The organism is Sutcliffiella rhizosphaerae, from assembly GCF_917563925.1.
Taxonomy (GTDB): domain Bacteria; phylum Bacillota; class Bacilli; order Bacillales; family Bacillaceae_I; genus Sutcliffiella_A; species Sutcliffiella_A rhizosphaerae.
In genome coordinates this window covers 1-26,626 of sequence record NZ_CAKJTJ010000014.1, presented here as the reverse complement: position 1 = coordinate 26,626, position 26,626 = coordinate 1, and the positions used below count along the sequence as shown (strand labels likewise).

Genomic DNA, 26,626 nt, shown 5'->3' with positions numbered 1-26,626 from the left:
ATTATACAACATTTTCCGCCATTTTTCTCTATCATTCAGACAAATTTTCTCTGTTTAATTGGCTGCAACCAACCATAGCGGTTTGATTTAGTGTCTATGGCGAGAAAGAATGGTGCCAGTTTTCGTATTATTTCAAAAAATATTGCTTCTGCCTCAAACGATCCGTTTGAAGTTAGTTTTAAATATTTTTCATTAATCGTAAGCTTTGCCATGGAATCTATTTTTTCTATTTTTTGCTGAGAAGGATTATAGTTTTTATTTGCATGTAATGCCGTTTCTAAAGAATGCTGTAAACGGATAGTGGGTATTGTCAAGGTAACATAATCGATTTGTTGTTTGATTATGCTTTGAATATCATGTTCCTGTTCATATTGTTTAAACAATTGAAATAGTTTTATTTCATTACCAGAATAGTGTTTTGCTATTTCATCCTCTATTAAATAGATGATATATTCACGCATCAAAACCCCTCCACTCATCCTCTTTTATCTATTATAAAGGATGGTAGAGGAAACATTTGTCTGATGTTGTAGAGAGGAAAGCGCTATTTTTGGTGAAATATGTCGAATCAGGTGCAAAAACAACATCAGGGCTTCTACTCACCACATAAAATCGCTTGTCTCAATGAATAACTGAAGAGGTTTTAGGATCGAAAAAAAGACTGCCAACAGTCAATTAATATTGACTTGTCGAACAGTCCTATATAAAGCATTAATTTTCTAGTAAAGCTTTTACTCTTGCTACAACATTTTCTACCGTAAATCCGTATTCTTTCATTATTTTTTGACCAGGAGCAGAAGCGCCGAATGTATGAATTGCTAACACATCACCTTCGTCACCAGTGTAACGCTCCCATCCAAGTGGAGTAGCCATTTCAATACCAAGACGCTTTTTCACATCTTTAGGGAGCACAGAGTTTTTGTATTCCTCTGATTGTTGCTCGAAACGATCCCATGAAGGCATACTTATAACATTTGCATGAATACCTTCTTGCTGAAGTGCTTTCTGTGCTTCAACAGCCAATCCAACTTCAGAACCAGAAGCAAGTATTAACGCATCAGCAGTTTCTTTACCGGAGTCAGAAATAACGTAAGCACCTTTCTTCACACCATCTAGAGCAGTTTGATCTGTCCCCTTTATTGTTGGTAGGTTTTGACGTGTCAATACCAATGTAGTAGGTGTTTTTTCAGATTCCATTGCTATTCTCCATGCAGCTGCTGTTTCATTTCCATCTGCTGGACGAATTACAGAAAGGTTTGGCATTGCACGCAAACTTGGAAGTTGCTCAATTGGTTCATGGGTAGGTCCATCTTCGCCAACAGCAATACTATCATGTGTAAATACAAATGTTACAGGTAATTGTTGTAAGGCTGCAAGACGAATTGCCGGACGTAAATAGTCAGAGAACACGAAGAATGTTCCACCGTATACTTTTACCCCACCATGCAATGCCATTCCGTTTAGTGCAGCGCCCATTGCAAATTCCCGAACACCAAACCAGATGTTACGACCGCTGTAGTCTTCAGGTGTGAAGTCTGCTTCGCCTTTAATCATTGTATTGTTAGAACCTGCAAGGTCGGCTGAACCACCGAAGAAGAATGGAACATTTTTTGCAATGGCATTTAATACTTCACCAGAGGACGCACGAGAAGCTAAGCTTTTTCCTTCTTCATAAACAGGGATATCCTTATCCCAGTCTTTAGGGAGTACGCCGTTTATTGCAGTTTCTAATTGCTTTCCTAGTTCTGGATATTTTTCTTTATATTGTTGGAATAATACGTTCCACTCCGCTTCAGCTTTATCGCCTTTTACCGCAACTTTTTCACGGAAGTGCTCATATACTTCTTCAGGAACGTGGAAGTCGTTTTCAAATGTCCATTTGTATGCTTCTTTCGTTAGCTTTAGCTCATCAGAACCAAGTGGGGCACCATGAACACCAGATGTACCAGAACGATTTGGAGAACCATAACCAATGGTTGTTTTGACTTCAATCAAAGTAGGTCGGTTTAAGTCGGTTTGCGCTTCTTCTACAGCTGCTGCAATTTCTTCTAAGTTGTTTCCATCTTCCACTCGGATATATTGCCAGCCATAGCCTTTAAAGCGAAGCTCAACACTCTCAGAAAATGATTTGTCCAAATCGCCATCAAGGGAAATATCGTTCGAGTCGTATAGGACAATAAAACGGCCAAGCTTTAAATGGGAAGCCAGGGAAGCTGATTCATTTGAAATACCTTCCATTAAGTCTCCATCTCCACAAATACTATATGTAAAGTGATTAACAAGCTCCATGTCATCTTTATTGTATGTTGCAGCTAGGTGACGTTCAGCCATAGCCATACCGACACCCATAGCAATCCCTTGTCCAAGCGGACCGGTAGTTGCATCTACTCCTGGAGTATGTCCGAATTCTGGATGTCCAGGAGTTCTGCTCCCCCATTGACGAAATTGTTTTAAATCGTCCATCGAAACATCATATCCACCTAAGTGTAACAGGCTATATAATAACATGGAGCCATGTCCCGCAGAGAGAACAAAACGATCTCTATTAAACCAGTTTGGGTTTTTAGGATTATGGTTCATAAATTTAGTCCATAAAGAATATCCCATCGGTGCAGCACCCATCGGCATTCCTGGGTGACCTGAGTTTGCTTTTTCGATCGCATCAATAGAAAGTGTGCGAATGGTATTAATGGAAAGTTGATCTATCGTGTGTGTCATATTTTCCATCCTTTCTCTCTTTATCATTATTACTTGGAAAGATTCTATTTTATCATAAATAGTATGTTCCAATGTTCTGAAAAAAAGCGTTTAGTGCTTTAAATTCTTTTTTCGTTCTTTTAATTTTTCTGGAGTAACATCGTTTCCTTCTGGATCTACAATGGTAACTCCTTGCAAAGTGTCTTCCATAGAAGCTCGAAAAGTCTTTATATACTCTTCCCGTAATTGTTTTTGTTCCATTGCTTCTTCATTTGTAAGACCCGATGCTTTCGCTTTTTTAGAAAGAGCGTTTATTCGAGCAATTTTTTCTTTTGATAACATAATAATCTCCTTCTTTCACCCATGTGAAGATATGGTTTTATCTTACTAAAGCTCTTCTTTTTTTACAAGCAAACCGTTGTCCTGTTCATCTATGTATTCTCTATAGCGCCTATTAACCGTGGCTTTGGAAACATCATAACCTAACCCTCTTAAAGTGGCTGCAATTTCATGAAAGGTCAATTTGTTCTTTCTGAGTCTAACAATTTCTTCAATAGGTACCTCGATTTTTTCTCTTCCAGGACTTTGATTAATATTGCGAAGATTCCTTGCTGGTTTGAACCCATTCTTAACTGCTCGTTTCATCCCACGTTTAATCTTTAAATTATGTAGCTTTCGTTGGTATTCTTCCACAATTGCGACAATATCTAATACCAATGAGTCTGAGTCAGATAAGGAAAGTTCACCATTATCTGAGATAGAATAGATCTTCACATCATTTTTTCGCAACCAGTGTAAAAAGGCAATTTTGGCATTTCCTCTTCCTAACCTAGTTTCATCCTGCACTAAAAGTACGTCAATTTCCTTTGCTGAAATGTCTTCAATAATTTGAAACACCCCATCTCTCTCTAAATCATAGCCGCTAGCCTGTTCCACCACTATACTCACTATTTCTATATTTAGTTTGTTTGCTAATGACGATAACTCTTCCTTTTGTCTTTCTAGCGATGTCTCTTGTGTGTCTTTTTTTGTACTAACTCGACAATATACTATTCCTTTCATACATTTCCCCCACTTTCTCTCTCGTTTATTATTATGCGAACGTATATTCTTGTCAAATACTCGAACTTATGTTTGTATTTTCAGGAAAATCATGCTATACTTAACATAATCATAGTAATAGAGGTGCGGTATTATGAAACTATCAAAAAGGCAACAAGATATCTTGGATTATATTAAGCAAGAAGTCCAGGCAAAAGGTTATCCACCTTCCGTCCGCGAAATTGGTGAAGCAGTTGGACTTGCATCTAGTTCCACTGTCCATGGTCATCTCGCTCGGTTGGAAAGTAAAGGTCTAATTCGAAGAGACCCTACAAAGCCTAGGGCAATCGAAATTATGGAGGATGAACTTGTCCCTAAAATTTCTGCAGTTAATGTTCCGATAATCGGAAAGGTCACAGCAGGTCAACCTATTACTGCAATTGAAAATGTAGAGGATTATTTTCCTCTACCTGATCGCTATGTAGCTCCTGACGAGCATGTTTTTATGCTAGAAGTCATGGGGGACAGTATGATTGAAGCTGGAATCCTTGATGGAGATTATGTCATCGTGCGTCAACAACAATCTGCTAACAACGGAGACATTGTTGTTGCCATGACTGAAGAAGACGAGGCAACGGTGAAAAGATTTTATAAGGAAAAAGATTATATTCGCCTGCAACCAGAAAACTCCACGTTAGAACCAATTATTGTTCGTAATGTCAGCATTTTAGGAAAAGTGATTGGTGTATATCGTAATATCCACTAAAAAAAGTGTCAACATAGGTTGGCACTTTTTTCTGTTCTGAAATATTTTAGTTGTTGTTTTTTATGCCAGGCGGAGTGATAGGAGTTTTTTTTTAAAATAAAAGCTATTTCACTCTGCTTCTAGCTTTTTTGGTCCAATCATTGTCTTTCCACCAGGCCATTATTGCTGCAATAGCTGTCCAACTTATAGTAAATAGTTGTTCTAGTTGCTCTTCAGAAATTGGAAGTGGTGATTTATTAAAAATTACAAGTAACTGATTAACAAGTGCTAGTAATAAAAACACAATACGAAACCATGCACCTTTTGACACAGGACGAATGGAAAGTTGATTTTCTTTGGTTGTTTCAGGCATGTCAATCCCCCTTTATCTAGGTGTAAGTGGTTTTACAGCAATCGCTAACGTGGAGGATGTTACTAGGAAATCCTTTACATCTTCTTCTTTTAATAGATTTAGTTGAATAGCTGCTTTTATTTTTTCATCATCTGGCTTTTTGGTTACTTTAATAAGTTCCTCCATATTTAATGCTTCCAGTTTTTCAACCGTTTCTTCTTCTTTATATTTCTCAGTTTTTCTAACTTGCCTTTGTAGCTTATAAGCCCCCATCACAATTTCTGCTTTTTCATCCTGACCAAATTTCTCATCAAAGTAATGATGAAATTTTTCTTTTAATTCACCCATTCTTTGTTCTAATTTCTTTTTGCGCTTTAAACATTCATAAAATTCTTGAATCAAATCGGCTGTAACTTGATGCTGAGAAGTTTTTGCCATCCCTTCCCCTCCTATATTTGTACTACTAAAGTCTATTTGTGAAAGGGACAAATTATTACTATGGCAATTAACCTAAAAGGTAATTGATGGATGACCTAATAAATTTTATGCTTTTGGGGCAATTAAATAATAAAGAAGGAGTGAACACTTTGATATATATTTATAATGATTTTGGCGGAACACATTCAACAGCTTTGGCTGCAGCGTATCATTTAAAATTATTGTCTAAACATCAAAAGCTCACGAAAGAAGATGTTTTAAATGTTCCGTTTTTCAATAAACTAACCCCAGATGAAAAAGGAATTTTCTTTTTTCATGGCTATGACGAAGAACATAACGCTGTATATTCAGTAGGAAGGCATTCTTCCAAAATTGCGGTAAAATCCTTGGTAAATCTGTGCAAGCTTTTTAATGAAAGTTATCAGTTAGATCAAAAAATTATATTCACCAATACCTCACCAACCGTTCCGTTTCCAATGACTATCGGTGGCTTCTTTTCTAGAGTTTTAAAATTTGATTTCATTGGAGTGCCACTTCTTATTTGGGGTGCGAAAATTAGCTATAAAGATGTAGTAAACCTTGTGGACAACACGAAACAAGAAGCAATGAATAGCAACGAAAAAGTGATCAAGTTAGATAACATCCAATATAAATAAAAGGTTGTTTTCGTTAACTTATTCGATTTAGATAAAGTCGTCCAATTAACCTGCATTTGTTTTATAGGTACGCATAAGTACAGAAGAGGACTCTTCACCGATTAAAAGCAACAATCTATTAATAAAGAGCAGCTTTGGAGGTAACACACAAGTTTTATTTACATATTTATATAAGAAAAATGTCTGGAGGAACTATGGGTTGTGTATTTCACCAGAAGAAAGAGATCGAGAGATTAGAGGACTTGAAAGACAACTATCTAATGTTTTATGGATTCAATTAATTATGGTTATTTACGAAGCCATTTTAGTTACTCAGCTTGCCAATTTAAATTATGAGTCAGAAGGAGAGAAAATTGTTGCTGCCGGGGTATGGACAAGGGTCATTGGCTTATTTACAGAAGCTGCAAGTTTTTCCCAACAAATTAATTCTTCAGGAGATACATCTTACTGGAAAAAACTTATTATTACTGGTGTATCCATTCAATCATTTGGTTCAGCAGTGGAAGCAACAGGTGATGTAAGAACATTACAAGAAGATCAACAAACAGGTGAAAATGAACCTGCTGTTTGATATTTATCATGGAAAAACCGTTTAAAAGTGTATTCCACTACACTATTAAGCGGTTTTTAACTTTGAACCATCCATCATAACAGGAAGAGTTTTGAAGTATTAAGATGTGTAGAAACATGAGAATCGTACCCATAGCTTGCATACCCGGTGATCAGTATAAGTAAGAATGTCTTGGATAAAATAATAAAAATAGGAATTATCACTTTTTTATTGAAGTGTGACATTTAGCTAACATAAGGAGTAAAAAGATGCAGGAAATCATAAAAAATCTGGACCTTCATTTCCAAGGAGTATGGATTTGTGTGGTAATTAGTGTGATACTTTTCCTTTTGTCGTTAATTATTCCAAAAAGAAACATTACTTGGAAAGAACAATATATAACGTTTGGTATTGTTGGTGTCGCTACTTGGATTTGTGATGCAATTCTATTCCGAGTAATTGATTTATTAGATTTAGGTCATCCTACAAAAACGGGTTTGGGAGACATTCTTGCTTATACCTTTATCCCAACATCGTTAGCAATACTCTTTTTAAACTTTTTAACAGAAAACAACAAATGGAAATTATCTCTTCTTTTTTCATTCATTTCATCTCTAATCGAAATTACTCTTTATCTTTCTGGATATTTACAAACCAAAAGCTGGAGTATCCCTATATCTTTTATACTTTTTATTTTCGTTTATAGATTCATTTTACCATTACATCTAAAAATCATAAGAAGGTGAAATTCAAATTATATATTACATAATCAAACAAAAAACCCCAAAGATGTGGAAAATTCAACATCTCTGGGGTTTTCATATAGATCAGCTTATAGGTTGTCCATATTGGTAATTTTACTCGGCAAACAACTCACTAGCTGTAACAAACCGATACCCTTCATCCTTTAAAATTGGCAAAATTAATTTTAGGGCCAGAACCGTCTCCATTCTATTCCCCCCACCATCATGCAGCAATATAACATCACCAGGGCGGATGTTTTGGGTAACATGATTGGCAATCTGTGCAGCTTTTTGATCGGACCAGTCCTTGGGATCTTGATGCCAAGACCATAAAAGCACTTTATGATTTAATTGCACAGCAGAATCTATCACTTCATCTGAATAATAGCCACCGACAGGGCGAAAATAAGATGGCCGTGAACCGATTACTAGTTGAAGAATACTGTTCGTTTTTTCAATCTCTTCTAATAACTCTTCTTCTGAGACAGATTGTCCATATGCATGTGAAAACGTATGGTTTCCGAGTTCATGTCCATTATAAACAATATTAGAAACAATATCAGGATGTTTTTCCACCATGTTTCCAACAACAAAGAATGTGGCTTTTGCATCATATTCATTTAAAACCTCTAACACAATGGGGGTATAAATGGAATTAGGTCCATCGTCAAATGTAATGGCAACTTTTTTATCAGTTGTGTGTGCCTCCCAAAATACCTGTCCTGTTTTTTCATATTCTTTTCTTGGTCTAATTTCGGCAAAACTTTGGTTAGGTTCCAAAAAGGGAAATATATTGAGAACACATATAATAATAATAAATTTGCGCATAAATTTAACCTCAATCTTCATCTTTTCGTATTATTTTGTACCAAAACACAAAATAATATCATATTGGATGAAATAAATAAAGTAACTACCTCACTAAATTGATTACACAAATAGCACAAGTTTGATTTTTGTGCATATAGTAAATCGATATAGCTACGAGGTTGGTGGAAAAAAATGAATGAACAGCTAATTGAAGAAAGAAACACACTTATTGGAAGAATCTTTACACTAGGAGGATCCCTCCTCTTTTTAATCGGTTCATTTATTGCGGTAATTGCTGCTTATCAAGCATATAATCGTGTTTTGAACTCTCAACAATGATTGTTCAAACAGTCAGCCTTAGTTACTCTATGGGTATGCCTGCGTTCGTGAGGTCAGTATATTCTATTCACGAGATATTTTTCTTCTTCATTGATTAAGTAAATTATTCTTTCACTTTCAATATGAGAAGCTCTAATTCTTCTAATTCTATCCCACTAAATTCATCCAAAACATTACCAAAAGAAGGACCTTCGACAGTAATATTATTAAACTTTGTAATATTAGATTTATTTTCATTAAATACAAAATAATCATAATTTTCATTACATATTATAGCAATACATTCACTATATTCACCAAGAGTACCTAACCAATAAATATAGAAAAGTACTTTTGACAGTATTATTATCAGGTAAATATCGGCCATTTCTTGAAAACATCATAAACCAAAGTAAAAAACCTCCATTGGTATGGAGGGGTCAGACTGTTGACAAAGTCTAGTTACTAGGCAGGTCTACAGACTTTTTTGTCGAATATAATGATGTAAGTCTGTTTGAGGGGTGTTTGAAGATGTTATCGAAACAATCGATGGAAGGGCGCTATCAAGTTTCTATGTTAGCTTTGGATCAAATGGTTCCTAAAGATCATCTTGTTCGTAAGATTGAAAAAGCCATGGACTTTACCTTTATTTATGAATTAGTGGAAGATAAATATTCCACAGATAATGGACGTCCTAGTATTGATCCAGTTGTACTCATTAAAATGGTATTTATTCAGTATATATTTGGCATTCGATCGATGCGACAAACCATTCGGGAAATAGAAACCAATGTGGCGTATCGTTGGTTTTTAGGTTTTGACTTCGATCAATCCATTCCTCATTTCTCTACGTTTGGTAAGAACTATAACCGCAGATTCAAAGATACAGAAATCTTTGAACGCATCTTCTACCATATTTTAAAGGAAGCAATGAAGAAAGGCTTTGTAGACCCATCTGTAGCCTTTATTGATTCTACTCATGTAAAAGCCAATGCCAACAAAAAGAAGTTTACCAAGGAAATTGTGAATGTAGAAACCAGGTGCTACCAAGAACAACTGGACCAAGAAGTAAACGAAGACAGAGTAACACATGGAAAAAAGCTCTTCCCCCTCAAACAAAGATGAATCAAAAGAAATAAAAGTGAGCACGACAGATCCGGAAAGTGGTTATTTATGTGAAGGATGAACGAGAGAAACAGTTTGCCTATTCGTTTCATACCGCCTGTGATTCCACAGGATTCATTCTTGCCACTCAAGTGACAGGAGCCAATGTGCATGATAGTCGCATGTTGGAATCCCTCGTGAATGAAGTGCAAGAAAAAGTAGGAAAACCCACTGCTGTTGCGGTGGTTGCTGGATATAAAACTGCGCCCATTGCCCATTATCTACTTCAAGAAGATATTCGCCCTGTGATGCCTTACACTCGCCCGAGAATCAATGATGGGTACATGAAAAAGTATGAGTATACCTATGATGAGCATTATGATTGTTATATCTGCCCCAAAGACCACGATAAATCCAGGTTAAAATGGTTATTAAACATCTTTGTCAATTCCGTACTAGTTCGTCCTTTGACATGTTCCTTAATGAATGTTTTTTGTTCCTCTGTATATTTATGAGGCAAATGTTATCCCTCTGATATTTTAGGCTTAGATGCATTTGCAGATATATTTTCATCGTATGCAGTTTTAGCTTTTAACACTAAGGCACCGTTAGAATATTTGAGTCGCAAAGTCCGTTATGGATTTTACCCTATTAATTTCTTCGATTAACTTCTCTCCGGAAAGATCTTCGTCACTCAACCTTTCTAGTTGAGCAAATAGGTGATTGTTTAAATCTCCAAGTGTATTTCTCATATTAAAACCCCTTTCTTAATGTTTTCTCGAACTGCGCGTCCAAAAATCCTTGAAATTGAGTGTATTCCTAATGAGATTCTAATTGAATCAACGTCCTACTCTCAGCTATAATAAAAATGAACTTATGCTTGTATCCACTTTTATTCAACTATCTAAAAAAAGGAGAATAATCAATGGGAAATTCAATTGAACCAACACCAGAAAGCGACCTCCCTTCCAAGATTGGTAAGCCAGCTACACGCGCCCTAGTAAGAGCTGGGTATTTAAGACTTGAACAATTTACAGAGCTTACCGAATCGGATGTTTTGAAATTGCATGGTATGGGACCGAAAGCAATGGGAATAATCAAAGACGCTCTTGAAGAAAAAGGACTATCTTTTGCAAGAAAATCATAAGTTCATTGTTTAGTATTTTCGTTATCGCTATCCAGTGATAAAAATGAAAAACTGATGAGAGGTAAGCCGCCTCTTTTTTTTGCGCACTTTTGGTCAAAAGAACATCAAAACCACCTATTCGCATCCTTAGCCACATCAATTTCCCTGAACGATTGAAGTACCAATTCATATATCAATTCTTGGTGAAGGTCTACACTGTTGACTGCCTATTGCTCCACCCCATTTATATAGATAACAACTCATTTTGTATCACAATTTCTATTAATAATGCATATTAGTACAATAAGCTCTCTGTTAGCTACTTCCTATGATTTTTAGGCAACCTTCATCGGTTGCCCTTTTTATATCCTTACTAATACATACAAGCACCAAGACAAAATTATTGAATATAGTGAAGTGTGTCATAATTACCCAACGAACCCTCCAGGGTCAAAGCAGCCATTCATTCCTTGGCTGCTTTTCTATTCAATTCAAGTATGCCTGCTTTAACAAAAATGTTTCGCCGTGCTCTGGCTAGACTCTGCTTATGACGGCGGGCAAGTGCTTTGCCCAACCGTCTTTTCTGTTTTTTACTGTATCCCATCACTCTTCTTCCTCTGGATCCGTTTTATTCATCAAGTGTAAGTTGACCATCTTCAACATTTACTGAACCGTCTTTATCCACCTTATATTCAATGCCTTCATGAGCTTCATTGAACTCGTCAATGCTCATTTAAGACTCAGTAATGTCAAGGCTTGGTGGAACAGCTTTTACAGCATCTAAAGTAAAACGATTGTTTTTATAGTGATCCAATAAAATCTTGTCGATATAATGCATTTGATGTTTTGCTTCATTCGCTTTAGCTCTAGTAATCACTTCACAAATGATCTCTTCTGGATCTACAAACTGACTATCATCTAACCAGTAGTTAAATTAATTGATAACTGAACTTGATAACAATTGACCAAAATTTTTCTCATATTCTTTAAAAGGATTTTTGTTCATATCATATGCATCTTTCTATATATTTTTTTTTAAGTTCTTTCTTTCTTGGTAAGCAGTTTTGCTTACTGTAAGTATTTTTGCTGACTCTAATTTATCCCATTGGTCATATTCCTTATTGTAGGAGATTCTCCTGGATTTTCTTGCTGAATTCTCTTGGGTAATAATTAGAATGTTTCTATCAATTATTTTGTCCAAGTCAGGCTTAATTCGTTGTTTATGAACATCAGTTGCCTCAGACAGAAACGACAACGACATTTCATGATCTTTTCTATTAAAACCGTAAGTGTATCTCCAAACTGCAAGAATTATTTTATGTTGGGTTGGGCTTAACTTTATCTTCATGGTTTGTTCCAGTATTTCATGAGCAATTCTAGTAAATCCTTTCTCTGGGTGAACGTTAGCCAAGCCCAACACTTCCTTACTTCTTGTTGCTTATGACTATACTAAGCAGACGGGGATGATAAAGATTCATGTAGCCCTTTATGTAACGAACATAATAATAAAACATTAGATTTCCATGCTAAAATTGGGGAAGATTTATTTGGGGAGATCCTAAAACTTTCTCTTCTACAGAACAATAACCATTCGAAAAAGTGTGGTAAATAACTTGACATTCCATCGGAATTACCAAAATCAAAATAAGCTTGCACTTTAAGAATCTTATCAACACGATCTAAATTTGGTTCTTTGCAGAAATGATGGAAACTTTATTCCTAAGAGCTCACTTTTCAATGCAATGGAACGAATTTTAAAACGAGATTATCTCCCTCAGATTCCAATTCATGCATTAAGAGATAGCCATGCTGTGCTATTGATAGGATCATGGGCAAGCTTAGAGTACGTTCAAAAAAGATTAGGTCATAAAAACTACCAAATTACTGTTGATAAATACTCTCACATATCTAAGAAAATTGAATGGACACAATGGGACGATATGAACATCACATGGGTGTTATTCTTCGGTAGTTCTATTTTTTATGGGTGCTTCATGGGTGCACCCATATTTTTATTAATTCCATTAACTCTTAGCATAAAAACAAAACCCCTCAATACCAATGGTATCAAAGGGTTTCTCTTATTAATATTGAGACATATATTGGTCACGTTCCCAAGGGTGAACTTGCGTTCTAAACATATCCCATTCAATTTCTTTTGCTTCAAGGAAATGTTCAAGTAAGTGCTCTCCAAGAGCAGATTGGATTACTTCGTCTGATTTTAGATTGTCTAGTGCAGAAGCAAGCGTTGCAGGTAGATCTACAATTCCTTCAGCTAAACGCTCTTCTTTATTCATCACATAGATGTTTCTGTCGATAGGTTTAGGCGCTTCAAGGTTGTTCTTGATTCCATCGAGTCCAGCTTTTAGTAGTACGGCCATTGCCAAGTATGGGTTGGCAGATGGATCGACACTGCGTACCTCTACACGTGTTGAAATACCACGGGAAGCAGGTATACGGATTAGCGGACTACGGTTACGCGCAGACCAAGCCACATAACAAGGTGCTTCATATCCAGGTACTAAACGTTTGTATGAGTTAACTGTTGGGTTAGTTACGGCCGTAAAGTTTGGTGCATGCTTGATGATCCCAGCGATAAATTGACGAGCTGTAGTACTTAACTCTAATTCGCCAGTTTTATCGTAGAATGCATTTTCTCCATCTTTGAATAAGGATAGGTTACAGTGCATACCAGATCCGTTAACACCGAATAATGGTTTTGGCATAAAGGTAGCATGTAGACCGTGCTTACGAGCGATTGTTTTTACAACAAGCTTAAATGTTTGGATATCATCACATGCAGTTAGTGCACTTGCATATTTGAAATCAATTTCATGTTGTCCTGGAGCTACTTCATGGTGAGATGCTTCAATTTCAAAGCCCATTTCTTCCAGTTCTAATACGATATCACGACGGCAGTTTTCACCCAGGTCTGTTGGAGCCAAGTCGAAATAGCCACCTTTATCGTTCAATTCTAATGTTGGTTCGCCTTTTTCATCTAATTTAAAAAGGAAGAACTCTGGCTCAGGTCCTAGGTTGAAATCGGAGAATCCTAAATCTTCCATTTCTTTTAAGATACGCTTTAAGTTTGCACGTGGGTCACCATCAAATGGAGTTCCGTCTGGATTGTAAATATCACAGATGAAACGAGCAACTTTTCCTTTTTCTGAAGTCCATGGGAAAACTACAAAAGTATCAAGGTCTGGATATAGGTACATATCAGATTCTTCGATTCGAACGAACCCTTCAATGGAAGAACCATCAAACATCATCTTATTATCAAGTGCTTTCTCCAACTGACTTACTGGGATTTCTACATTTTTAATTGTCCCCAAAATATCAGTGAATTGAAGACGGATGTACTTTACATTTTCCTCTTGAACGATACGTTTAATGTCCTCTTGCGTATACTTTGCCATTCAAAGTTCCTCCTCTAATTTTGCTATTATCTTTTTTCTTTGTACTAAAATATTGAAGAATTAATGGAAAAATCGAGACATGTCTCCTTGGCGAAGACTTGTTCTGTTATATCTTCCCGCTTGCATCATTTCAGCCCTTAAGAGCTTACGGAGTTCTTCATCAGAAAGCTCTGGTTTCACAACTTTTTCATTGGCTTCTGCTTGAGGAGCAACTTGCTGATCTCTTACAGCCATTAATTGTTTGATTCCAGCTATGTTAACTTTCTGTTCAATAAGGTGTTTTATTTCCAATAAAGTATCCACATCATTGAACGAGAAAAGTCTGCGATTTCCTTCAGAACGTGCAGGGAATATTAAACCATTCTCTTCATAGTAGCGGATTTGTCGAGCAGACAGTTCTGTTAATTGCATAACAATTCCAATTGGAAAGAGCGGCATCGAACGTCTTATTTTGTCACTCATTACAAATCCTCCTTCCTGATATAACTTGTGAAGTTAATTACATTTTATCTAATGTTAGATAATCTGTCAAGAATATGTGAGGTTTTCTAACATCATTTCTTTATTCACTATTTAGAAGGATAAATTATGTATCTTTTTATCTATATCCTTTCTAAATTAGTTGGAAACATGAAAAGTAAAAGAGCCTTGAAACTTCAAGACTCTTTACTATTACTATAATTTCAGCAAATTTTTCGTAATGAGGTGGTCAATTGCTGAACAAACTGCAATTTTCACATGTGAATAGGTTAAGCCTCCTTGCACATATGCAACATAAGGTGGTCTTATTGGTCCATCAGCCGTTAGTTCGATACTGGCTCCTTGGATAAAAGTACCTGCAGCCATAATGACATCATCTTCATAGCCAGGCATATAGTTTGCATATGGCGTAACATGAGAGTTAACAGGTGAAGCATATTGGATTGCTTGACAGAAGGCGATCATTTTCTCTTTCTCATCAAATTGAACAGACTGAATCAGATCCGTTCTTGAGGAATCCCAACTTGGAGTAGTGTTCATTCCCAGTTCTTCCAAAAGAGCGGCAGTAAACATGGCACCTTTTAGAGCTTGTCCTACGACGTGAGGTGCAAGGAAAAACCCTTGATACATTTCTTGTAAGCTATAAAGAGATGCTCCTGCCTCTGCGCCAATACCTGGAGATGTCATTCGGTACGAGCAAGCTTCTACCAGTTCTTTTTTTCCAACAATATACCCACCTGTTTTAGCTAAACCTCCACCAGGATTTTTTATGAGTGAGCCTGCAATCAAATCTGCGCCAATATGACAAGGTTCTGCTAACTCCACGAACTCGCCGTAGCAATTGTCCACAAATACAACGATTTCAGGATTAATTTCCTTCACAAAACGAATCATTTCCTTAATTTCTTCTATTGTAAAAGATGGACGAGTAGCATAGCCTTTGGAACGTTGGATTCCAATCATCTTTGTGGAAGGTGTAATGGCATTGCTAACACCCTCCCAGTCAATGTTCCTGTTATTCTTTAATTCAATCGTTCGATAGTCAATATTATATTCTTTTAAGGAACCGACTCCTGATCCCCGGATACCCACAATTTCTTCTAATGTGTCATATGGCTTTCCAGTTATGTAGATCAATTCGTCTCCAGGTCTAAGGATTCCAAACAGGGCTATAGAAATAGCATGAGTACCAGAAATTATTTGGGGACGTACTAACCCTGCTTCACCACCAAATACTTCTGCATATATTTTCTCTAACGTATCTCTTCCGATATCGTCATATCCATATCCAGTGGACGGAATAAAATGAGCGTCACTTACTCTATTTTCTTGGAAACTTTTCAGCACTCGGAATTGATTGGTTTCCACAATCGTATCTACTGAAAGAAAATGATCCTGCAGTTTTTCTTCCATTTTCTTTACGATTGGCTGTATCTTATCCCCATGTTGCAAAAAATCAAACATTTACATTCTCCTCTACTTCTGCATTCTTCGCTGTATATCTGAAGCTAATTTTGAGTTATTAAAGTAATAGCCTTGGGCTCTATAAAACTCCTGCTCCTCATCAAAGGATAATTCTTTGATAATAGTTTCTTGTTTTAATTGTGACATTATTTTCCCTTCAGCAGATGGAACGTGAATGGTATAAGGAATCATTTCTCTTGTGACTGTTTCCTGTATTTTCTCGGTCAACCGTTGAAGATCATTCTTTTGTAATGCACTAATAGAAATCATTTCTTGATAATAGGATGGTGTAAATTCTTTTGTAACTTTATCAGTTTTGTTGTAAACAGTTAGTATTGGCACTCCTTCAACACCAAGTTCTCTCAGCAAATTGTTGACTGTTTTTTCATGATTCACATAGTCTGGACTTGAACTATCCACCACATGCAAAATTAAGTCTGCTTCCGTTACTTCTTCTAATGTAGAACGAAATGCTGCAATGAGAGAGGTCGGAAGTTCTTGTATAAATCCTACCGTATCTGTCAACAGTGCATGGTATCCAGAAGGAAGGATTATTTTTCGTGTATTCGGATCAAGGGTAGCAAACAATAAGTCTTCTTCAAAAGTATCTGCTTCTGTCAAACGATTAAATATAGTTGATTTACCTGCGTTTGTATAACCGACCAATGACACTTGAAAAGCCTGGTTTCTTTTCCTTCTTTCCCGGTACCTTTCTCTATGACTTACTACTATATTTAGTTGTGTTTTAATATCTACAATTCTTCTATTAATGTGACGGCGGTCTGACTCGAGCTTTGTTTCACCTGGACCCCTTGTCCCAATACCCCCACCTAAACGCGAGAGTTCTATCCCTTTTCCTCCCAGTCTTGGTAACAGATACTGCAACTGTGCTAGCTCCACTTGAAGCTTTCCTTCCTTTGATTTTGCACGTTGAGCAAAGATATCAAGAATCAACTGAGTACGATCAATAATTCTGGCAGATAGTACCTTCCCGAGGTTTCTGTTTTGACTAGGGGAGAGTTCACCATTAAAGATGATTAAATCTGGTTCTAATTCCTCCTCTAAAGAAGTGAGCTCTTCTATTTTCCCTTTTCCAATATATGTGGAAGGATGAATTCTATCTCTTTTTTGACTAAGTGTAACAAGTACTTCTCCATTAGCAGTTTTGGTGAGTGATGCTAGTTCTTCCATTGAATACTGGAATGCTTCCTCTTCATTATTGGCTAATTGGCAGCCAACTAATATTACTCGCTCTTTTTCTTTATGCTGTGTATCTTTCAAATTGATTACTCCTTTTTTCCAAAGTAGGTATGTATTTAAGTTGTTATCACGAACATTATAAACTTATATTTATTATACTACCGCTCTCTTTAGTATGAAATTAGGTAAGTTTCCAGAATAACAATAATATGTGAAAACAAACTAAACTCATGTCATTTTCATCTAATAATATCAAATTATTCTCTATTTCTCTAATAAATCCTCAAAAAGTATTGCTTTCCGGTCTTTTTGTATATAAAATCAGAGAGGTTTGAATGAATAAATGACGGAGTGAAAAAAAATGACATGGGAAGTATTTAGCATTGTCGGCACCATCGCTTTTGCGATAAGTGGAGCGATTGTCGCAATGGAAGAGGAATATGACATTCTTGGTGTTTATATATTAGGAATCGTAACAGCCTTTGGGGGAGGTGCAGTTCGTAACTTGTTAATAGGGGTCCCAATATCAGCACTTTGGGAACAAGGTATGCTTTTTCAGATTGCTCTAGTAGCGATGACAACGGTATTTCTCTTTCCAAACAACTTGTTAAAGCATTGGCGAAAATGGGGAAACTTTTTTGATGCGATCGGTTTGGCAGCTTTCGCCATTCAAGGTGCCCTATATGCAACAGGCATGAGTCATCCAATCAGCGCTGTCGTTGTGGCAGCAGTACTTACAGGTAGTGGTGGGGGGATAATCCGCGACCTGTTAGCAGGCAGGAAACCGCTTGTTTTACGAGCAGAGATATATGCTGCTTGGGCCATTGCAGCTGGACTTCTCATTGCTTTTGGGATAGCTAGTTCTCCATTAGAACTGTATCTATTATTCGCTGCAATTGTTACCTTGCGAGTTTTTTCATATACGTATAAATGGAAATTACCAAACAGGCATATCGAAGGGGAAACATCATTGTAATCCTTTTTAACAAAGAAGTAGCCGGTTATTTCCGGGCTACATCAGACTGTTGACAAACCCATTTTTTTAGTCTTTGCATTGAACTGTTGATCTTCGTTACAGACGCTTCGCTTTCCGCGGGCGGTCCGGGAACCTCCTCGGACTGCGTCCTGTGGGGTTTCCCATGTCCCTTCCTCCCGCAGGAGTCTTCGGGTCTTTCACTACGATCAACATGGGAATTGCATTAACTTTAAGAAAAAGCACCTTTGTCTTCACACTGAAGTAGCCGGTTATTTCCCGGCTACTTCTTTCATTACCAAGTAAGTACCAAGTCTTTAGCCTCTAGAGTCATAAGGTCTTTTCTTTCATAACGTTCTGTTGACAATAGACGCATCGCTTGACTTCTTATTGACTTCTCCAGGATGTTTCTAATGTATCTGCCATTGCTGAAAGCAGTTGGTAAAAGTGTCTCTTTTATTTGGATAAGATGCTCTTTAATTTTCCATTCTGCTTCATTACTAAATTGATACTCTCTTTCTCTAAGCATCCGTTGACATATTTCCATTAGCTCTTCTACCGTATAATCAGGAAAATCAATTATAATGGGAAATCGAGATACGAGACCAGGGTTGGTTCGTAAAAACTCTTCCATTTCTCTCTTATAACCTGCAAGAATCAGGATAAAATCATGTTGCTTATCCTCCATATGCTTCACTAACGTATCTATCGCTTCTTTACCGAAATCTTTTTCCCCACCTCTTGCTAAAGAGTAAGCTTCATCCACAAAGAGTATCCCACCAAATGCTTTCTTTACTAGATCTCTCGTTTTTTGTGCGGTGTGCCCAATATACTCCCCAACTAAATCTGCTCTTTCTGCTTCAATAAGATGACCCTTTGCCAATACATTCATATCACAAAAAAGCTTCCCTATTAACCTTGCCACGGTTGTTTTACCTGTTCCAGGGTTGCCTTTAAACATCATATGCAAAACCTGTTTTTGTGCCTTTAATCCAACATCTTCACGTTTTTTGTTCACATAAATCCAAGCATATATTTCTTTAACAATTCTTTTCATTTCCTGAAGTCCAACTAATTCCGCTAATTCTTTTTCAATATCCTTTAATACCGCATGATTTGTTGGTGTATAAGATGGTTCGGGGTGTTGGATATGTGTAACTTTCAATGGTTTACGTTCTCTGTTTAACACAATATTTATTTTTCCATTATGATTGGTCATATGATCCAAACGCAATCACCTCATTTCACTACCAAAATCCGACATATTATTTATTTTCCTTCATTCTCTAACGCGGAACGATTCTAAAAAACCCGTTATTTCGATTTTATTCTACAAGTAGAATATCTTTTCAACAAAGCATTGACAAAAATGTCAGATTATGCGCTTTCCCGAGAAATAATTTAGCAAAATTCCCACTGGAAATGTAAACAATGAATCTTTCTCAATTATTATCTAAATATATGTAAAAACAAAAACGATATGTTATAGACAAAAATAAAAAACCAGCTATTAGCTGGTTTTATGCTTCTGTTTCAATTTGGACGTTCTTTGATGGAGAAAAAGTAGAGATGGCATGTTTATAAATCAACTGTTGTTTTCCTTCTGTTTCAAGAAGAACAGTAAAATTATCAAACCCTTTAATCAAGCCACGCAGTTGAAAACCATTTAGCAAAAATACTGTTACACTAGTACCATCTTTTCTTAATTGGTTAAGAACCTGATCCTGGATATTGATTGATTGCTTCATCTTTTCGTCCTCCTCTATTCTCTATCTTTATTATTTATTCGCTTCAAGTTGAAGCTTTCCTGCAACAAAAGTGAAAATTTCTGTTAACTTTTGGTCAAAGTCTGCTTCTGTCATGTCAAACCATGTTACGTTCATCTTATTACGGAACCAAGTAAGTTGACGCTTAGCATACCTTCTGGAATTCTGTTTCAAATCATTTATAGCTTCATCTTTTGTCCTTTTTCCATCAAAAAATGCATAAATTTCTTTATAACCAATTGCCTGAATGGATTGACAATTCCTTATACCTTTTTGAAACAAGTTGGAGACTTCCTCTATTAGCCCTGCCTCTAGCATTAGGTCAACCCGCTGGTTAATCCTCGAATACAAATAATCTCGATCCATCGTCAAACCGATGAGGGCAACATCATACAAAAGTTCAGGAAGTTGTGTTTCCTGATATTCGGACATTGTCTTTCCTGTGGAGTAATAGATCTCCAGTGCTCTGACAACTCTTCGAATATTGTTAGGATGTATTTGTTCTGCACTTTTTGGATCTATTTTTTTTAGTTCTTCAAATAGTGCATTCGCTCCAAACTCATTAGCTTTCTTCTCTAATCTTTGTCGTATTTCTTCATCTTTCCCTTGATCTGAAAATTGATAATCATATAATACAGATTGAATATAAAGCCCTGTTCCACCAACAATGATGGGAATAGCACCTTTATTGGCTATTAAACTTATTCTTTCTCTTACATCGTGTTGAAACTCAGCTACTGAATAAGATTCTGTAGGATCTTTTATATCGATAAGATAATGAGGAACTCCTTGCATTTCTTCTGGTTTTACCTTCGCAGTTCCAATATTCATTTCCTTGTAAATCTGCATCGAATCTCCGCTAATGATTTCGCCATTAAGGGATTTAGCAAGCTCTACACTAGTTTTTGTTTTCCCTACAGCTGTAGGACCTATAATTACAATTATTTTCTGTTTCTTCCCCAACAGTTACTCACTCTCTCACGTAATCTTTATCATAAGATATCATTATTCCCTATTTCCATAGAATTTACACATTTTTCTCAAAAGTTTTATTTTACATGACTCTTTTAAACATCTTTTCCATTTCATAAGTAGAAAAATGAATGAGTATCGGTCTGCCATGAGGACATGTAAAGGGATTACCTGATTTCCTTAAGGTTTCCAGTAGTGTTACCATCTCATCATGCCTCAGATGATGATTTGCTTTAATGGCAGCTTTACAACTCATCATGATAGCTGCCTCTTCTCTAAGATCAGAAAGATTTACTTTCTTTTTTTCCTTCATATGGACAATCATTTCATCGATCATTTCTCTTTCTTGTCCTTTCGGAAACCAGACAGGATGTGCTTTAACAATAAAAGTTTGATGCCCAAAGTCCTCTAGTAAAATCCCAACTTCTTCAAAAAAACCTTTGTTTTCTTCTAAGAAGAGATACTCATCCATTGTACATTCTATTGTTAGTGGAACTAATAATTCTTGAAGATTTCTTTCTACTTGGCCAAGCTTCTTATAAAAATACTCATAGTTAATTCGTTCTTGAGCTGCGTGTTGGTCTATTAAATATAAACCTTGTTCATTCTGCGCGAGTATATAGGTTCCATGCATTTGGCCGATAGGATAAAGGACCGGAATTCTATCATAATCACTATCTATCCTATTTTCTTGGGATTTAAGTATTTCGTCTTCGTGATTGGATTCCTTTTTATGTGTAACGTATTCTTCCACAATATTATTATTTTCTGGCTTCTGATTCTCTTCTTTGTTTTCCCTTAGTGGTTGTGGTTCAACCGAGGTAGCCTCTTTTATGGATGCATTAATTGCAACATCCCTTTTTTCTTCGTACATAATAGTGGGTTGATTTTCTTTTTCGATTAATGAAGAATTCCCATCTTCATGCTCTAATGTAAATGTTTGTTGCATCGGCTTTGATACAGTATCCTTTACTATAGGTCTTACAGGTTGGTTAGTCGGAATTAACTGTTTTTGTTGAAACTCATTTTTCAAGCCTTCAGCAATCAGCTTATACAGCTCATCTTCTTTACTTAATCTTACTTCCAACTTTGCCGGGTGCACGTTTACATCAACAAGAAGCGGATCCATTCTCACTTCTAAATAGACTACTGGATACCTTCCAATAGGCAGTAAGGTGTGATAACCTTCTTGAATGGCACGAACAACTGTGAAATTCCTTACAAATCTTCCATTAATTACAGTAGAAATGTAGTTTTTAGAAGCTCTCGTTACTTCTGGTAAGGCAACAAAACCTTTTACTTCAAAATCAAGAGAAGAGAAATGAATGGGTACCATTTTTTTGGCGATGTTCATGCCATAAATGGAAGCAAGGACTTGTAGACTGTCCCCGTTTCCGTTTGTTGTGAGCATCCGTTTCCCGTTATGACTTAAACGGAAGGAAATCGATGGATGTGCCAAAGCCAGTCGATTTACTAGATCCGAAATATTACCAAGCTCTGTATGAATGGTTTTCATATACTTTAATCGTGCTGGTGTATTATAAAATAAATGCTGCACGATAATATCCGTTCCTTTTCTACTACTTGCAAACTCGTTGGTTTCCAAAACTCCGCCTTTAAAATGAAGATGAGTGCCAGGTCCTTCCCCAGTGCTTGTAGTAATATCAAACATAGAAACTGAGGCGATACTTGGCAATGCTTCGCCCCTAAAACCAAGCGTCCTAATTCGGAATAAGTCATTTTCATTCTTAATCTTACTTGTCGCATGCCGCTGAAATGCTATCAAGCAATCCTCTTGTTCTATTCCATCCCCATTGTCAAGTACACGGATTTTAGATAAACCCGCTTCTTCAAGCTCTATTTCAATAATAGAAGAATTCGCATCAATTGCATTTTCCACTAACTCTTTCACAACAGATGCAGGTCTTTCTACCACTTCACCTGCTGCAATTTTATTAGCTAAGCTTTCATCGAGTTGTATTATTTTCCCCATTCGATTCCCTCCTCTCATCATTTTTTAAGGTGCTTTTGTAATTCGTACAGCTTATTTATTGCTTCAAGTGGTGTCATTTCTAATAAATTAATTTGTTTCAATTTTTCCAATACCAATTTTTCTGTTTTTAATGGACCGTCAGTTTGACGTTTTTCCTCCTTCCATTCAAAAAGAGATAATTGAGTTAATGGATCTTCTTTTTCTATGGCATTGGTTGTAGAAGTTTCTGTCTTCTCATTTACAGAATTATTTTCTAATTCTTGTAAAATATGTTGAGCTCGGAGAATTAGCTCATTTGGCATTTCCGCAAGTTCTGCAACATGAATACCATAACTTTTATCAGCAGCACCGTCTTTCATCTTATGAAGAAAGACTACCTTTCCATTTTGCTCTACGACACTTACATGAATATTTTTTAGTTTATGCAAATCAGTTTCTAAGGACGTTAATTCATGGTAGTGAGTAGAAAAAAGGGTTTTTGCACCAATTTTATCATGTATATACTCAATCAATGCTTGTGCTAGTGCCATCCCGTCATAAGTAGATGTGCCTCGTCCAATTTCATCAAATAGAATTAAACTATTCTGAGTCGCATAGACAATGGCATTTCTTGCTTCCAGCATTTCAACCATAAAGGTACTTTGTCCTGATACAAGGTCATCTGCTGCCCCAATTCTCGTAAATATTTGGTCAAAAATAGGAAGTGATGCTTCTTTTGCAGGTACAAAACAGCCGATTTGTGCAAGAATTGCAGATAATGCTACCTGTCTCATATAAGTACTTTTACCAGACATGTTAGGCCCTGTTATTAATAACATCTCTTTTTCTTTGTCCATCCATGTATCATTTGGAACATACTCATTTGAGTCCATTACCTTTTCGACCACAGGATGACGACCTTCTGAAATGTATATTTTTCTCTCATCATTAAAGGTAGGACGTGTATAAAATCTTTCCTCACTTATAGTCGCAAAACATTGCAGGACATCAAGCTCACTCACCGCTTTGGCAAGTTTTTGTAATCTAGGGATAAATACTTTTACTTCTTCCCGAAGCTTTAGGAAAAGTTCGTATTCAAGGGAAATTATTTTTTCCTCCGCTTCAAGAATAAGCGTTTCTTTCTCTTTCAATTCCTCTGTAATGTACCGTTCTGCATTTGCAAGTGTTTGTTTTCTTTCGTATCGCCCTTCTGGGAGAGAAGATATATTAGCTTTTGTCACTTCGATATAATATCCGAATATTCGATTGTAGCCGATCTTTAAAGACCTGATCCCAGTAAGATCCCGTTCTTTTTTCTCCAATTCGGCAATCCAAGTCTTACCGTTCCTTCTTGCATCACGATATGTATCAAGTTCCTTATGGAAACCATCCTTTATCATATTCCCTTCTTTCACAGAAATGGAAGGCTGTTCAATAATACTTTCGTGAAGTAGGGATGTAAGTTCATCGCAAACATCCATCTGATCATACAGGCAAAGATTGTCCGTTGGTAACTTTTCAACCAGCGATTTTAATAAAGGAATTTGTGATAATGACTTTCGCAGCTGGACAAGATCTCTTGCGTTTACATTTCCAAAAGCAACCCTTCCTGCTAATCTCTCTAAATCATACACTTCTTTTAATAGATCCCGTATTTCTTGCCTTATAAAATACTCCTTTATGAGCGTCTCTACCATTTGATGCCTTTTTTCTATTTCGTCTTGATTGATTAACGGCCTATCCACCCATTGTTTCAACAGTCTTCCACCCATAGCAGTAACTGTTTGATCTAAAAGCCATAAGAGAGAGCCCTTTTTCCCTTTAGATCTTATAGTTTCAGTCAATTCTAAATTCTTTTTGGAAAAAAGATCTATTTTCATCGATTGCTCTAATTTATAATATTTTGCAGCTTGTATATGTTCGAGACTACGTTTTTGCGTTCTTTTCAAATAATGCAATAAACGACCAATGGTAACTAGCAAATCATCATGAACAATACCTTCTGTAATTTTATCGAATTCTGACGGGATGTTTGAATTTTCTTCGTAGGAACAAGTAATTATCATTCTTTCTCTAAGCGAGTGAAGTATTTCGGCAGGAAAATTCTCTGAGACTACTATTTCTTTTGAACCGATGGAATAAACCTCATTCACTAATAGTTGCCTTGGTCCTGTTAGCATAGTCGTATATAGCTCACCTGTGGAAAGGTCCGCATACGCTAGACCAAAAATATCTTCACGAAAGTGAGTTAAAGTTGTAATAAAATTGTTTTGTTTATCGGTAAGCCCTTTTGTTTCCATAACAGTTCCTGGGGTTATAAGTTGAACCACTTCACGTTTTACGACCCCTTTTGCCTGTTTCGGATCTTCCACTTGTTCACATATTGCAACTTTATAGCCTTTTTCAATTAATTGTTCTATGTAATTTGGTGCAGAATGATGAGGAACACCGCACATCGGAATCCTTTCTTTTCCTCCACCATCTCTGCTAGTCAACGTTATTTCTAGCTCTTGCGATGCCTTTGTAGCATCATCAAAAAACATCTCATAAAAATCACCTAAGCGAAAAAACAAAAAGGCATCTTGGTAATCTGCCTTCACTCGTAAATATTGTTGTATCATAGGCGTATAAGAAGCCATATTAATCCCCCAACTTTTCATTTTGCTGCTTCATTATATCATACTTTAAATTTCAAGTCTGTTATCGAATGGTTTATACATAAGGTAGAAAAATATAGAGTTTCCTTTTAAAATAATGAAATCTTATGCATAAAAAAACTAGGAAGCTTTATACTCCCCAGTTTCCAAATTATTCTTCGTACCCATCCACGATAAAGTCAGGATTTAGGTCTTCGAATTCATCTTCTTCAACATCCCAATCCTCATCATCCAATAATGAATCAGGATGTACTTCAACCGTTATTTTTGTTTCTCCGATAATTTCAGTTAGAAATTCTCTTTCCACTTGAACATCGACTCTGGATTCATTCGCAGCAATGTTTGCCTCTAGGCAATTCGGTTGTTGCAGGACTCTGGCAATGACTTCATGCTCATCTCCAGTACTGTTTTCATCCTTATACCTTAAACGAACAACATCCTTATAGGAAACTGTCTCTGTCACTACTTCGGTCTTAGTATTGTCGGTATGGGAATACCATACGTTAATATCATAAGATCCGTTTACTTCTACCGTATCGTCTACTTTTTTCGCATCATACTTATGGTTAATGACCCAACACCCTAGTATGCTTGTAGGACGATGCGTTGGACTAATCGTATGTTTGGACTGTGTAAACTTTCTACCCTTCCCGGTTACTGCTCTCGTGATAACTTCTCTGTATTCCGCCATTCGAGCATACACCCTCCTCATAACAATCTTCATTTCATCCTATGCGGGCTAAATGATAATTGTGTTTTGTTTAAAAATAAGGCACAACAATATGATTTCTAACACATTGACGTATAGTTCATTCTATGCAAGCTTTTCTAGATATGTGCCTATTTTTTAAAAAAATCGCGGAGGGTGAACAGTATATAAGAAAAGCTGTAATGTCTTGTTCAGATCAGACAAACATAAACCAAGGCGGCATGCATGAAGGTTTTCCCCTCTTGATGCATCAGCTTATGACCTAGGGGGGCTAGACACAGTTCAAACTAATAAATTTTATACTATCTTAAAAAACAAAATCGCTAACGCGACCCAAAACCACGTCCCAAATGAGATATTAATCTCTTTGGACATCTCTCGCTTTTCGCATAGTACCATTACAGAACGGACAGACTGTTTCTACTTCTTCGCCT

Annotated in this window: 27 protein-coding genes and 3 pseudogenes; 9 read left to right on the top strand and 21 right to left on the bottom strand. The window is 36.5% G+C overall.

Annotation, left to right across the window (positions count from 1 at the left end):
* Positions 1 to 35: 35 nt before the first annotated feature.
* From sirA to LRP81_RS13135, 4 genes are all read right to left on the bottom strand, one after another.
* A complete protein-coding gene (gene sirA, locus LRP81_RS13150) occupies positions 36 to 461 on the bottom strand; it encodes a sporulation inhibitor of replication protein SirA (RefSeq protein WP_230501798.1) in 426 nt (141 codons plus the stop codon).
* Positions 462 to 711: 250 nt separating this feature from the next.
* Positions 712 to 2,718: a transketolase gene (gene tkt, locus LRP81_RS13145; protein WP_230501929.1), complete on the bottom strand. Its 2,007-nt coding sequence runs from the start codon at positions 2,716 to 2,718 to the stop codon at positions 712 to 714.
* A 90-nt stretch (positions 2,719 to 2,808) separates the two neighbouring features.
* Complete coding sequence (locus LRP81_RS13140; protein WP_230501796.1) at positions 2,809 to 3,039, bottom strand: DUF896 domain-containing protein; 231 nt, start codon at positions 3,037 to 3,039, stop codon at positions 2,809 to 2,811.
* Positions 3,040 to 3,084: 45 nt separating this feature from the next.
* Complete coding sequence (locus LRP81_RS13135) at positions 3,085 to 3,759, bottom strand: YneB family resolvase-like protein (protein ID WP_230501794.1); 675 nt, start codon at positions 3,757 to 3,759, stop codon at positions 3,085 to 3,087.
* 130 nt (positions 3,760 to 3,889) lie between these two features.
* Here LRP81_RS13135 and lexA point away from each other — a divergent pair, with 130 nt between their 5' ends.
* On the top strand, positions 3,890 to 4,504 hold the full coding sequence (gene lexA / locus LRP81_RS13130) for a transcriptional repressor LexA (RefSeq protein WP_230501927.1): 615 nt from the start codon (positions 3,890 to 3,892) through the stop codon (positions 4,502 to 4,504).
* A 103-nt stretch (positions 4,505 to 4,607) separates the two neighbouring features.
* Here the strand turns inward: lexA and LRP81_RS13125 are convergent, their stop codons facing one another.
* Entirely contained in the window at positions 4,608 to 4,856 is a 249-nt protein-coding gene (locus LRP81_RS13125) for a phage holin (protein ID WP_230501792.1), read from the bottom strand.
* 12 nt (positions 4,857 to 4,868) lie between these two features.
* Positions 4,869 to 5,273 carry a hypothetical protein gene (locus LRP81_RS13120; RefSeq protein WP_230501790.1) on the bottom strand — a complete coding sequence of 135 codons (405 nt, stop codon included), beginning with the start codon at positions 5,271 to 5,273 and terminating at the stop codon, positions 4,869 to 4,871.
* 149 nt (positions 5,274 to 5,422) lie between these two features.
* On the opposite strand from LRP81_RS13120, the gene LRP81_RS13115 reads away from it, so the two are divergent.
* From LRP81_RS13115 to LRP81_RS13105, 3 genes are all read left to right on the top strand, one after another.
* The gene (locus tag LRP81_RS13115) at positions 5,423 to 5,929 is read left to right on the top strand and encodes a DUF3189 family protein (protein WP_230501788.1); all 507 of its coding nucleotides are present in this window, start codon (positions 5,423 to 5,425) and stop codon (positions 5,927 to 5,929) included.
* Positions 5,930 to 6,128: 199 nt separating this feature from the next.
* The gene (locus LRP81_RS13110; protein ID WP_230501786.1) at positions 6,129 to 6,500 is read left to right on the top strand and encodes a hypothetical protein; all 372 of its coding nucleotides are present in this window, start codon (positions 6,129 to 6,131) and stop codon (positions 6,498 to 6,500) included.
* Between the two features lie 248 nt (positions 6,501 to 6,748).
* A complete protein-coding gene (locus LRP81_RS13105) occupies positions 6,749 to 7,225 on the top strand; it encodes a hypothetical protein (protein WP_230501784.1) in 477 nt (158 codons plus the stop codon).
* A gap of 111 nt (positions 7,226 to 7,336) precedes the next feature.
* Here the strand turns inward: LRP81_RS13105 and LRP81_RS13100 are convergent, their stop codons facing one another.
* Positions 7,337 to 8,050, bottom strand: coding sequence for a polysaccharide deacetylase family protein (locus LRP81_RS13100; protein ID WP_230501782.1), 714 nt, complete (start codon positions 8,048 to 8,050; stop codon positions 7,337 to 7,339).
* Between the two features lie 174 nt (positions 8,051 to 8,224).
* Between LRP81_RS13100 and LRP81_RS13095 the strand changes: the two genes are divergently transcribed.
* Positions 8,225 to 8,371: a hypothetical protein gene (locus LRP81_RS13095; protein ID WP_230501781.1), complete on the top strand. Its 147-nt coding sequence runs from the start codon at positions 8,225 to 8,227 to the stop codon at positions 8,369 to 8,371.
* Between the two features lie 103 nt (positions 8,372 to 8,474).
* On the opposite strand, the gene LRP81_RS13090 is transcribed toward LRP81_RS13095, so the two are convergent.
* The gene (locus LRP81_RS13090) at positions 8,475 to 8,738 is read right to left on the bottom strand and encodes a hypothetical protein (protein ID WP_230501780.1); all 264 of its coding nucleotides are present in this window, start codon (positions 8,736 to 8,738) and stop codon (positions 8,475 to 8,477) included.
* A gap of 143 nt (positions 8,739 to 8,881) precedes the next feature.
* Between LRP81_RS13090 and LRP81_RS13085 the strand changes: the two are divergent.
* Positions 8,882 to 9,855, top strand: a pseudogene (locus LRP81_RS13085) (IS1182 family transposase); the annotation flags it as partial.
* A gap of 122 nt (positions 9,856 to 9,977) precedes the next feature.
* On the opposite strand, the pseudogene LRP81_RS13080 reads toward LRP81_RS13085, so the two are convergent.
* Positions 9,978 to 10,206, bottom strand: a pseudogene (locus LRP81_RS13080) (hypothetical protein).
* A 173-nt stretch (positions 10,207 to 10,379) separates the two neighbouring features.
* Here LRP81_RS13080 and LRP81_RS13075 point away from each other — a divergent pair.
* Positions 10,380 to 10,601 (top strand): helix-hairpin-helix domain-containing protein, encoded by a 222-nt coding sequence (locus LRP81_RS13075; protein WP_230501778.1) that lies wholly within the window; start codon positions 10,380 to 10,382, stop codon positions 10,599 to 10,601.
* 712 nt (positions 10,602 to 11,313) lie between these two features.
* Here LRP81_RS13075 and LRP81_RS13070 read toward each other — a convergent pair.
* Both LRP81_RS13070 and LRP81_RS13065 read right to left on the bottom strand, forming a co-directional pair.
* Positions 11,314 to 11,502, bottom strand: a pseudogene (locus tag LRP81_RS13070) (DnaD domain-containing protein); the annotation flags it as partial.
* Between the two features lie 99 nt (positions 11,503 to 11,601).
* Positions 11,602 to 11,991 (bottom strand): replication protein, encoded by a 390-nt coding sequence (locus LRP81_RS13065; protein WP_230501773.1) that lies wholly within the window; start codon positions 11,989 to 11,991, stop codon positions 11,602 to 11,604.
* Between the two features lie 331 nt (positions 11,992 to 12,322).
* Here LRP81_RS13065 and LRP81_RS23460 point away from each other — a divergent pair, with 331 nt between their 5' ends.
* Positions 12,323 to 12,763, top strand: a complete 441-nt coding sequence (locus tag LRP81_RS23460; RefSeq protein ID WP_230501771.1) for a site-specific integrase — start codon at positions 12,323 to 12,325, stop codon at positions 12,761 to 12,763.
* Here LRP81_RS23460 and glnA read toward each other — a convergent pair.
* The 4 genes from glnA to hflX all read right to left on the bottom strand — a co-directional run bounded on the left by glnA (position 12,665) and on the right by hflX (position 17,224).
* Entirely contained in the window at positions 12,665 to 13,999 is a 1,335-nt protein-coding gene (glnA, locus tag LRP81_RS13055) for a type I glutamate--ammonia ligase (protein ID WP_230501769.1), read from the bottom strand. The two genes, LRP81_RS23460 and glnA, sit on opposite strands and share 99 nt — an antisense overlap.
* 60 nt (positions 14,000 to 14,059) lie before the next feature.
* Positions 14,060 to 14,461: a MerR family transcriptional regulator gene (locus LRP81_RS13050; RefSeq protein ID WP_230501767.1), complete on the bottom strand. Its 402-nt coding sequence runs from the start codon at positions 14,459 to 14,461 to the stop codon at positions 14,060 to 14,062.
* 213 nt (positions 14,462 to 14,674) lie between these two features.
* Positions 14,675 to 15,943: a methionine gamma-lyase family protein gene (locus LRP81_RS13045; protein WP_230501766.1), complete on the bottom strand. Its 1,269-nt coding sequence runs from the start codon at positions 15,941 to 15,943 to the stop codon at positions 14,675 to 14,677.
* A gap of 12 nt (positions 15,944 to 15,955) precedes the next feature.
* On the bottom strand, positions 15,956 to 17,224 hold the full coding sequence (gene hflX, locus LRP81_RS13040) for a GTPase HflX (RefSeq protein WP_230501764.1): 1,269 nt from the start codon (positions 17,222 to 17,224) through the stop codon (positions 15,956 to 15,958).
* A 280-nt stretch (positions 17,225 to 17,504) separates the two neighbouring features.
* Between hflX and LRP81_RS13035 the strand changes: the two genes are divergently transcribed.
* Positions 17,505 to 18,119 (top strand): trimeric intracellular cation channel family protein, encoded by a 615-nt coding sequence (locus LRP81_RS13035; protein WP_230501763.1) that lies wholly within the window; start codon positions 17,505 to 17,507, stop codon positions 18,117 to 18,119.
* 292 nt (positions 18,120 to 18,411) lie between these two features.
* On the opposite strand, the gene spoVK is transcribed toward LRP81_RS13035, so the two are convergent.
* From spoVK to cotE, 6 genes are all read right to left on the bottom strand, one after another.
* Complete coding sequence (spoVK, locus tag LRP81_RS13030) at positions 18,412 to 19,335, bottom strand: stage V sporulation protein K (protein WP_230501761.1); 924 nt, start codon at positions 19,333 to 19,335, stop codon at positions 18,412 to 18,414.
* A gap of 301 nt (positions 19,336 to 19,636) precedes the next feature.
* Positions 19,637 to 19,864: an RNA chaperone Hfq gene (hfq, locus tag LRP81_RS13025; RefSeq protein ID WP_010193436.1), complete on the bottom strand. Its 228-nt coding sequence runs from the start codon at positions 19,862 to 19,864 to the stop codon at positions 19,637 to 19,639.
* 30 nt (positions 19,865 to 19,894) lie between these two features.
* Positions 19,895 to 20,845: a tRNA (adenosine(37)-N6)-dimethylallyltransferase MiaA gene (gene miaA, locus LRP81_RS13020; RefSeq protein WP_230501759.1), complete on the bottom strand. Its 951-nt coding sequence runs from the start codon at positions 20,843 to 20,845 to the stop codon at positions 19,895 to 19,897.
* A 91-nt stretch (positions 20,846 to 20,936) separates the two neighbouring features.
* Positions 20,937 to 22,847 (bottom strand): DNA mismatch repair endonuclease MutL, encoded by a 1,911-nt coding sequence (mutL, locus tag LRP81_RS13015; protein ID WP_230501757.1) that lies wholly within the window; start codon positions 22,845 to 22,847, stop codon positions 20,937 to 20,939.
* A 17-nt stretch (positions 22,848 to 22,864) separates the two neighbouring features.
* Positions 22,865 to 25,465, bottom strand: coding sequence for a DNA mismatch repair protein MutS (mutS, locus tag LRP81_RS13010; RefSeq protein ID WP_230501755.1), 2,601 nt, complete (start codon positions 25,463 to 25,465; stop codon positions 22,865 to 22,867).
* A 169-nt stretch (positions 25,466 to 25,634) separates the two neighbouring features.
* Entirely contained in the window at positions 25,635 to 26,174 is a 540-nt protein-coding gene (gene cotE / locus LRP81_RS13005) for an outer spore coat protein CotE (RefSeq protein WP_230501754.1), read from the bottom strand.
* Positions 26,175 to 26,626: the final 452 nt, after the last annotated feature.